This window comes from Moraxella sp., assembly GCF_024227015.1.
Classification (GTDB): Bacteria; Pseudomonadota; Gammaproteobacteria; order Pseudomonadales; family Moraxellaceae; genus Moraxella.
Map to the genome: position 1 here is coordinate 1 of NZ_JAAELD010000143.1, position 6,948 is coordinate 6,948.

Genomic DNA, 6,948 nt, shown 5'->3' on the forward strand with positions numbered 1-6,948 from the left:
ATGGCGCGGCGCGAGTGGTTTAATTTATTCAACTCTAACGCCAGCGTATGCGCTCGGCTCCAATCATCCGCCAATAAGCACTCAACGCCTGTGCGCATGTTATCCATACGTCCTGCAGCGTTAATTCGAGGTGCAATGGCAAAACCCAAGTCATCGCTACTGATCTTCTCATGGTCGCGACCCGACTGCTCTAATATCGCAAGCACACCATGACAAGCTCGTCCACCACGAATGGCATTTACCCCATGCGTCACCAAGATGCGATTGTTCTGATCTAATGTGCCAACATCTGCCACCGTACCTAGCGCCACAAGGTCTAGATACTTGGCGACACTCGTCGTTGACAGCCCTGCTTCACGGCGAATACGTGCCACACGACCCATGACATAGAATGCCACACCCACACCGACCAAGGATTTACTGCCGAAATTACAGCCTTGTTGGTTGGGATTCACGACAGCGGCGGCACTCGGTGATGGCTTGGTGGTCAGATGGTGATCTGTGATGATGACTTGGATGCCAAGCTCATCGGCGCGCATGACGCCGTCATGGCTTGAGATGCCATTATCCACGGTGATAATAACCTCTGGGTTAAATTCCTCAGCACCATAACTGACGATCTCTGGTGTCAATCCATAACCAAATTTAAATCGATCAGGCACCAAGAAATTCACATCAGCACCCATCTCTTTTAGGCAGCGAACCATGAGCGCTGTTGAAGTTGCGCCATCACAATCAAAGTCACCTACGATCAAAATACGCTTTTGTTCATCGATCGCTTGACTGATTAAAGTCGCTGCCTCATCAAGTCCTGTTAAGTCAGATGCAGGCAACAGCTGCCCCACCGAAGTATCTAGCTGTGCCTCATCGTGAATGCCACGAGCGAGCAGCACACGCGCCAAAGTCACAGAACCGAACGCCTGAACCAGTTCATCATCAATCTCACCTGTGTAGCGCAGTGATAAATTAAGCTTTGTCATTGTAATTCTTCTTTGTTTTGATTCTTAAATCCAGACCAATCACGCACGCAAGGATTTTGGCAGGCTAAATGTAACATTCTCTTCGATGCCACTGATCTCTTCTGGGCTTTGGGCGCCCCATGATTGCAGGGTGTCTAGCACTTCTTGGATAAGCACCTCAGGGGCTGATGCGCCTGCCGTTACACCCACACATGCCACACCATCAAACCATGAACGATCCATTTGGCTAGCGTTATCAATAAGATAAGCCTTAGCACCCAGTCGCTCGGCAAGCTCCCTTAGGCGGTTAGAATTAGAAGAATTTGGCGATCCGACCACCAGAACGATGTCGCAGTTTGCCGCCAATGACTTTACCGCGTCCTGACGATTCTGGGTGGCGTAGCAGATGTCATCCTTGCGCGGGGCGTTGATTTGTGGGAATTTATCCTTTAGTGCATCTATCACCACAGCCGTATCATCCATCGACAGCGTGGTCTGAGTGACAAAAGCAAGCTCTTTATCTTCATCAAAGTTCAAATTTGCAACATCATCAGCATCCTCAACCAAATGAATGCGCCCGCCAAAGGTCGTATCAAATCGCCCCATTGTCCCTTCAACCTCGGGATGTCCTGCATGCCCAATCAAAATCGCATCCATGCCTTCTTTGGCAAATTTACCCACCTCGATATGAACTTTGGTCACCAAAGGACAAGTAGCGTCGAACACAGTCAAATCACGGCGCGCTGCCTCATCCTCTACCGCCTTAGATACGCCGTGCGCCGAGAAGATCACAATCGCGCCATCAGGCACTTCATCCAGCTCTTCAACGAATATCGCCCCACGGTTGGCAAGATCCTCAACCACGAATTTATTATGCACCACTTCATGACGCACATAAATGGGCGGATTAAAACGACGTAATGCCTCATTAACGATGGCGATGGCTCTATTCACGCCGGCACAAAAACCACGCGGATTGGCTAACAAAATCTTCATACATTCACTCTGTTATTTTGTTTATTTTAACTGACTACTTTATCATATTTGGGGATTTTACGCATTAATTGATTGATGGTCGGGGATTTAATTTTTTGAATGCAAATAAAAAAACCGCACGATGAACATGCGGTTAATTGGTTGACTAATATTAAAAGCCATCTTTTAAGCCAACGATCTGGTTAAATACAGGCAGCTCTTTGGTCGTCTCGACAATGTCCGCCACAAAGTAACTTTCACGTTCGAACTGGAATCTCTCACTGCCTGACACTTCTGCCAAAGATGGCTCAACCACCGCTTGATAGGTCGTGATCGAATTAGGATTTAGGTGCTGCTTAATCCATAGTGTATCAGCGTCCGTATCCGCATCAAGCATGTCTTTCTCGTGCAAGGTGGCATCTTGATTGATCTCATCATCTTCTAATAATAGATGCTCATACAGGCGCACCACTGCATCCACACCGTGACTTGCTGACACCCAGTGAATCACACCTTTGACCTTGCGCCCTTCAGGGTTGTTACCCAGCGTCTTAGGATCGATGGTGGCGATCAACTCGACCACGTCACCATTATCATCGGTGATGTGCTCCTCTACTTTTAGGATGTAGCTGTTACGTAGGCGGATTTCACGGTTCTCTGGTGATAGTCGCTTATAGCCTGCCGGTGGGTTCACTTCAAAATCCGTCTGATCAATATAGATGGTCTTGGTGAATGGGATTTCACGATTGCCCATATCAACATTTGGATGCTTAGGCTGAGTTAGCCAAAGTACGCCATCATCCAAACGCGCCTTAACGGTGTCTTTTTTAAGATTTTCAAAGTCTGCCACCGCCTCATCAAAGTTAGTAATGGTGACTTTCAGCGGTCTTAACACCGCCATGCCACGCGCGGTGGCATTCTCAAGCGCGCTACGCACACTAAATTCCAACTGACGAAAATCAACCACACCATCCGCCTTGGACACGCCAATGCGCTCACAAAAATCACGTAAACCCTCAGCAGGATATCCGCGGCGTCTCATACCAGCCACAGTTGGCATGCGCGGATCATCCCAGCCTGAGACGACACCCATGTCTACCAAGCGTTTTAGTTTGCGCTTAGAAGTTAGGGTATGGTCAAGGTTTAGACGGCTAAATTCATACTGACGCGGTGGCACTTCAAAGCCAACTTTCTCAACCACCCAATCATAAAACGGGCGATGATCTTCAAACTCCAGCGTGCACAGCGAATGCGTGATGTTCTCAATCGCATCTGATAGTGGATGGGCATAATCGTACATCGGATAGATGCACCATTTATCGCCCGTCTGATGATGATGGGCGTGCATGACGCGATAGATGACAGGATCCCTCATGTTCATGTTGGCATGATTCATGTCAATCTTAGCACGAAGTACGGCTTGACCTTCTTTGTATTTGCCATTTTTCATGTCATCAAAGTGCGCCAAGTTCTCTTCGATGGTCGCATTTCGCTGCGGCGATTCGACAGACGGCTTACCAAAGCCACCGCGATGCTCACGAATCTCATCAGGCGTCTGAAAATCCACATAAGCATCGCCTTGCTTAATGAGCTGAATTGCCCATGCGTGCAGCTGATCAAAATAATGAGACGCATAACGCACATCGCCCGCCCATTTAAAGCCAAGCCACTCAACGTCCGCCTTAATACTGTCCACATAATCCTGCTTTTCAGCAGTTGGGTTGGTGTCATCAAAGCGAAGATTGCACAAGCCGTCAAACTCTTTTGCCACGCCAAAGTTTAGGCAGATGGATTTGACGTGTCCGATGTGCAGATAGCCGTTCGGCTCTGGTGGAAAGCGAGTGACGATGCTGTCGTGCTTGCCACTCGCCAAGTCGTCACGAATAATCTGACGAATAAAATCATTCTTCTCAGTGGTGATGTCGGTCATGGATTACCTTTTTCAGTTATTTTTAAGGGCAATTCATCGCCCAAAATTATCATAAATCAAGCTATTTTAACACAGTTTATGGCAATAAAAAAATTCCACAAAAACAAATTGTAGAATTTTTATAAGCACTTCGATGCACTCTTAATATTTAGGGTTGAAGTTGTAATAACATCAGCCAATTTTGCTGATTAAGATTGCAGTATAGCTCACTTTGCGGACTGCATTCCCCTTGGTATTGAGGCAAGATGAAACGACCACCATCATCGATGGGTAGCTTTCTTAGCATGACGGCGTGTAGCACATTGCCGCCAATTAGCCATGCTTCTGCCTTAGACTGGTGAATCTGCGTGACGATGTCGCAGTGTGCAGGCAGCCCTCCAAATTGGTTTGCCATATGGTCAGTCAGCGCCTCATAGCTAGACAGAGATGATCCACCACGCACATAGCACAGCATGTCCCCGACCTTGGGTGCTGTCTGCGCAGGATCCTTGGCGTGATAACTGCCCTTCTGCTGCCACGCGCGATACATATAATCATAATGGCGCGGCGATACATAAAAATCCTCAATCCCCGCCTGCGCCATCACATAAGAGATGAACGCTGCCGACCATGCCACATCACTGGCAAAAGCTCGGCAGATGTTCGTGCTAGAATTCTGACTCATATCCAGCTTATTACAGCTTTGATAATTAAACGATCTATCTAACCGCGGCAGAACACCGCTGTCGCGCCAATACGCTGTCACACGCTCCCACGCACGAACCCCCTCTGTCAATCGAGCGTTCTCTGATTCATAATGGTCATACTTGGCGATGTGTCCCTGAGCAGTAATAAAAGGCTCGCCCCATGCTCGGTGCTCTCTGATGGCAATGGCACGGATTCGCTCGGCTTTACTGGCATTGTTAGGAAAGCTGACTGATGGCGACTGCCATAATTCTGCACGCTGAATTTGTCGATCTGATGACTCGATACTTGCGCAGCCGGTCAGTATCAATATAGGCAGTATGAAACTTAAGCAGGTTTTAAGGTTTAGCATTATTCTTATACGTGATTTATGATTTTAGGGCATTGTAGCATAGGTATGACTTTGGGTTCAATTTCACACTTGGCAAGCCGCATCTCTATTTTGCATGAGTTTTGCACAGATTGACGATAACTTAATCGCACGAGTGGGTTGTGTAATTTTTTTGGCTTTTGATTGGGATTTGGTTAGGGGTATGCTATAATTTAGCCATCATTTTTGATACTCAACTTTTATTGTAAGGAATAATCATGAATATGCCTGTTGTACAATTTGACACCACTCACGGCGCCATCGTCATCGAACTAAACGCCGAAAAAGCACCTGTTACCGTTGCCAACTTCATCGACTATGTTGAAAGTGGTCATTACGACGGTACCATTTTCCACCGCGTGATCGATGGCTTTATGATTCAAGGCGGCGGCATGGATGCGGACATGAATGAAAAACGCACCGGCACACCGATCAAGAATGAAGCTGACAACGGTCTAAAAAATGACATCGGCACCATCGCCATGGCTCGCACCCAAGACCCACACTCTGCAACTGCTCAGTTCTTTATCAACGTAAAAAATAACGACTTCCTAAACTACTCAAGCCCAACACCACAAGGCTGGGGTTATGCGGTATTCGGTAAAGTAACCGACGGCATGGATGTGGTTAATCAAATCAAAGGCGTGGCAACAGGTCGCTATGGCTACCACTCAGACGTACCTAGCACGCCAATCGTCATCAACTCTGCCAAAGTTATCTCAAAATAACCCAAAGCAAACACCACAAGGGGCGGAATAATTTTCGCCCTTTTGTGATTTTCATCACTCATAAATTCAAACGCTGATTCGCCATGCAAGATTTCAACCATCTTCTAACCACCAAGCCTCATGACATCCGCATGGTATTTGTGAGCGACTTGCATTTATCTGCCGACACCGCAATGCTGAATCAGGCGTTTTTGGCACTATTACAGGATTTGATGGCTATACCAAATCTACAGGCACTCTACATCCTAGGGGACTGGCTGGACAGCTGGGTTGGTGATGATGATTATTTAAGTTTATCTGATGCCCAGAAGTCTGAGCATTGGCTTACGTTCATTTTAAATCAGTTAAAGAAGCTATCCCACAAGACCGCCATTTATATCATGCATGGCAATCGCGACTTTATGATACGCCAAGGTCTGTGCGATGTCCTAGGTGGTACACTGATTAAAGAACCTTATTTTTTAACTTTATCCAACGCATCAAGATTGCGCCTAGAACATGGTGATCGCATGTGTACCGATGATAAAGCCTATCAACGCTACCGCAAAATCATCCAAAACCCCATCGTCTCTTGGCTAATCCTAAAGCAGCCACTGGCCAAGCGCAGGCAACTCGCCCAAAACATCAAACAAAAATCCCAAAACGACAAATCCCAAAAAACTGCCGTCATCATGGACGTGAATGACAATGCAACCCATAACGCCCTAGCTACGTGCGACATTCTGATACATGGGCATACGCATCGACCAGCCGTGCATGACATTGATGGTAAAAAAAGAGTTGTTCTTGGTGACTGGCGACTTGATAACCATCAAGTAACGGCAGTTATCGGGGCAGTACTTAATGATGGCGAAATGGGCTTATGGGAATTTCGCCACCCTATCTGATACCAGAGCCACTTGGTATTTACATTTCAAAAGAGCAATCTAATGGTCTTATCTTAGGCTATCAGCGCCAACACCTGAGTATGTAGCTGCCACCAAACCACGCCAAAGACTGCCGCCACAATCACTGACATCCTCCAAAACCATGCGCGCGACAGCTTAGATTTCAACACCAATGACATCATCATCCCAAACAACGCCCCAATCAATGCGCCGCCAATGTGTGCTGCATTATCAATACCCGGCAGTGCAAACCCCATCAGAAGGTTAATCGCCATCACGACGAATAGACTTTTGGCATTCAAGACGAACATCGTCGGCGCACGCAGCACCGCCAGTGCCAATAAGAACGCACCAAGCCCCATGATGCCGCCGGATGCGCCTGCCGACAGTCCAACCGACCCACCTGCTTGCACAT

General features: G+C 47.4%; 7 protein-coding genes. 2 read left to right on the forward strand and 5 right to left on the reverse strand.

Annotated features, from left to right (window positions below):
* The 4 genes from GY683_RS03210 to GY683_RS03225 form a co-directional block, all read right to left on the reverse strand.
* A partial coding sequence (locus tag GY683_RS03210; RefSeq protein WP_297287375.1) for a DHH family phosphoesterase occupies positions 1–980 on the reverse strand: 980 nt, incomplete at its 3' end.
* Between the two features lie 39 nt (positions 981–1,019).
* Complete coding sequence (gene ispH, locus GY683_RS03215; protein ID WP_297287376.1) at positions 1,020–1,955, reverse strand: 4-hydroxy-3-methylbut-2-enyl diphosphate reductase; 936 nt, start codon at positions 1,953–1,955, stop codon at positions 1,020–1,022.
* A gap of 151 nt (positions 1,956–2,106) precedes the next feature.
* Entirely contained in the window at positions 2,107–3,864 is a 1,758-nt protein-coding gene (locus GY683_RS03220) for a glutamine--tRNA ligase/YqeY domain fusion protein (RefSeq protein ID WP_297287377.1), read from the reverse strand.
* A gap of 148 nt (positions 3,865–4,012) precedes the next feature.
* Positions 4,013–4,900, reverse strand: a complete 888-nt coding sequence (locus tag GY683_RS03225; protein WP_297287378.1) for a DUF2272 domain-containing protein — start codon at positions 4,898–4,900, stop codon at positions 4,013–4,015.
* Between the two features lie 236 nt (positions 4,901–5,136).
* On the opposite strand from GY683_RS03225, the gene GY683_RS03230 reads away from it, so the two are divergent.
* Positions 5,137–5,646, forward strand: coding sequence for a peptidylprolyl isomerase (locus GY683_RS03230; protein ID WP_297287379.1), 510 nt, complete (start codon positions 5,137–5,139; stop codon positions 5,644–5,646).
* 83 nt (positions 5,647–5,729) lie between these two features.
* Complete coding sequence (locus GY683_RS03235; protein ID WP_297287380.1) at positions 5,730–6,533, forward strand: UDP-2,3-diacylglucosamine diphosphatase; 804 nt, start codon at positions 5,730–5,732, stop codon at positions 6,531–6,533.
* 53 nt (positions 6,534–6,586) lie between these two features.
* Here GY683_RS03235 and GY683_RS03240 read toward each other — a convergent pair.
* Positions 6,587–6,948, reverse strand: a 362-nt coding sequence (locus GY683_RS03240) for a rhomboid family intramembrane serine protease (RefSeq protein ID WP_297287381.1), incomplete at its 5' end; no start/stop codon positions are given.

Coding starts and splice junctions, on each gene's coding strand:
- GY683_RS03220 (WP_297287377.1), bottom strand. CDS start 3,864: ATGACCGACATCACCACTGAGAAGAATGATTTTATTCGTCAGATTATT.
- GY683_RS03225 (WP_297287378.1), bottom strand. CDS start 4,900: ATGCTAAACCTTAAAACCTGCTTAAGTTTCATACTGCCTATATTGATA.
- GY683_RS03235 (WP_297287380.1), top strand. CDS start 5,730: ATGCAAGATTTCAACCATCTTCTAACCACCAAGCCTCATGACATCCGC.
- ispH (WP_297287376.1), bottom strand. CDS start 1,955: ATGAAGATTTTGTTAGCCAATCCGCGTGGTTTTTGTGCCGGCGTGAAT.
- GY683_RS03230 (WP_297287379.1), top strand. CDS start 5,137: ATGAATATGCCTGTTGTACAATTTGACACCACTCACGGCGCCATCGTC.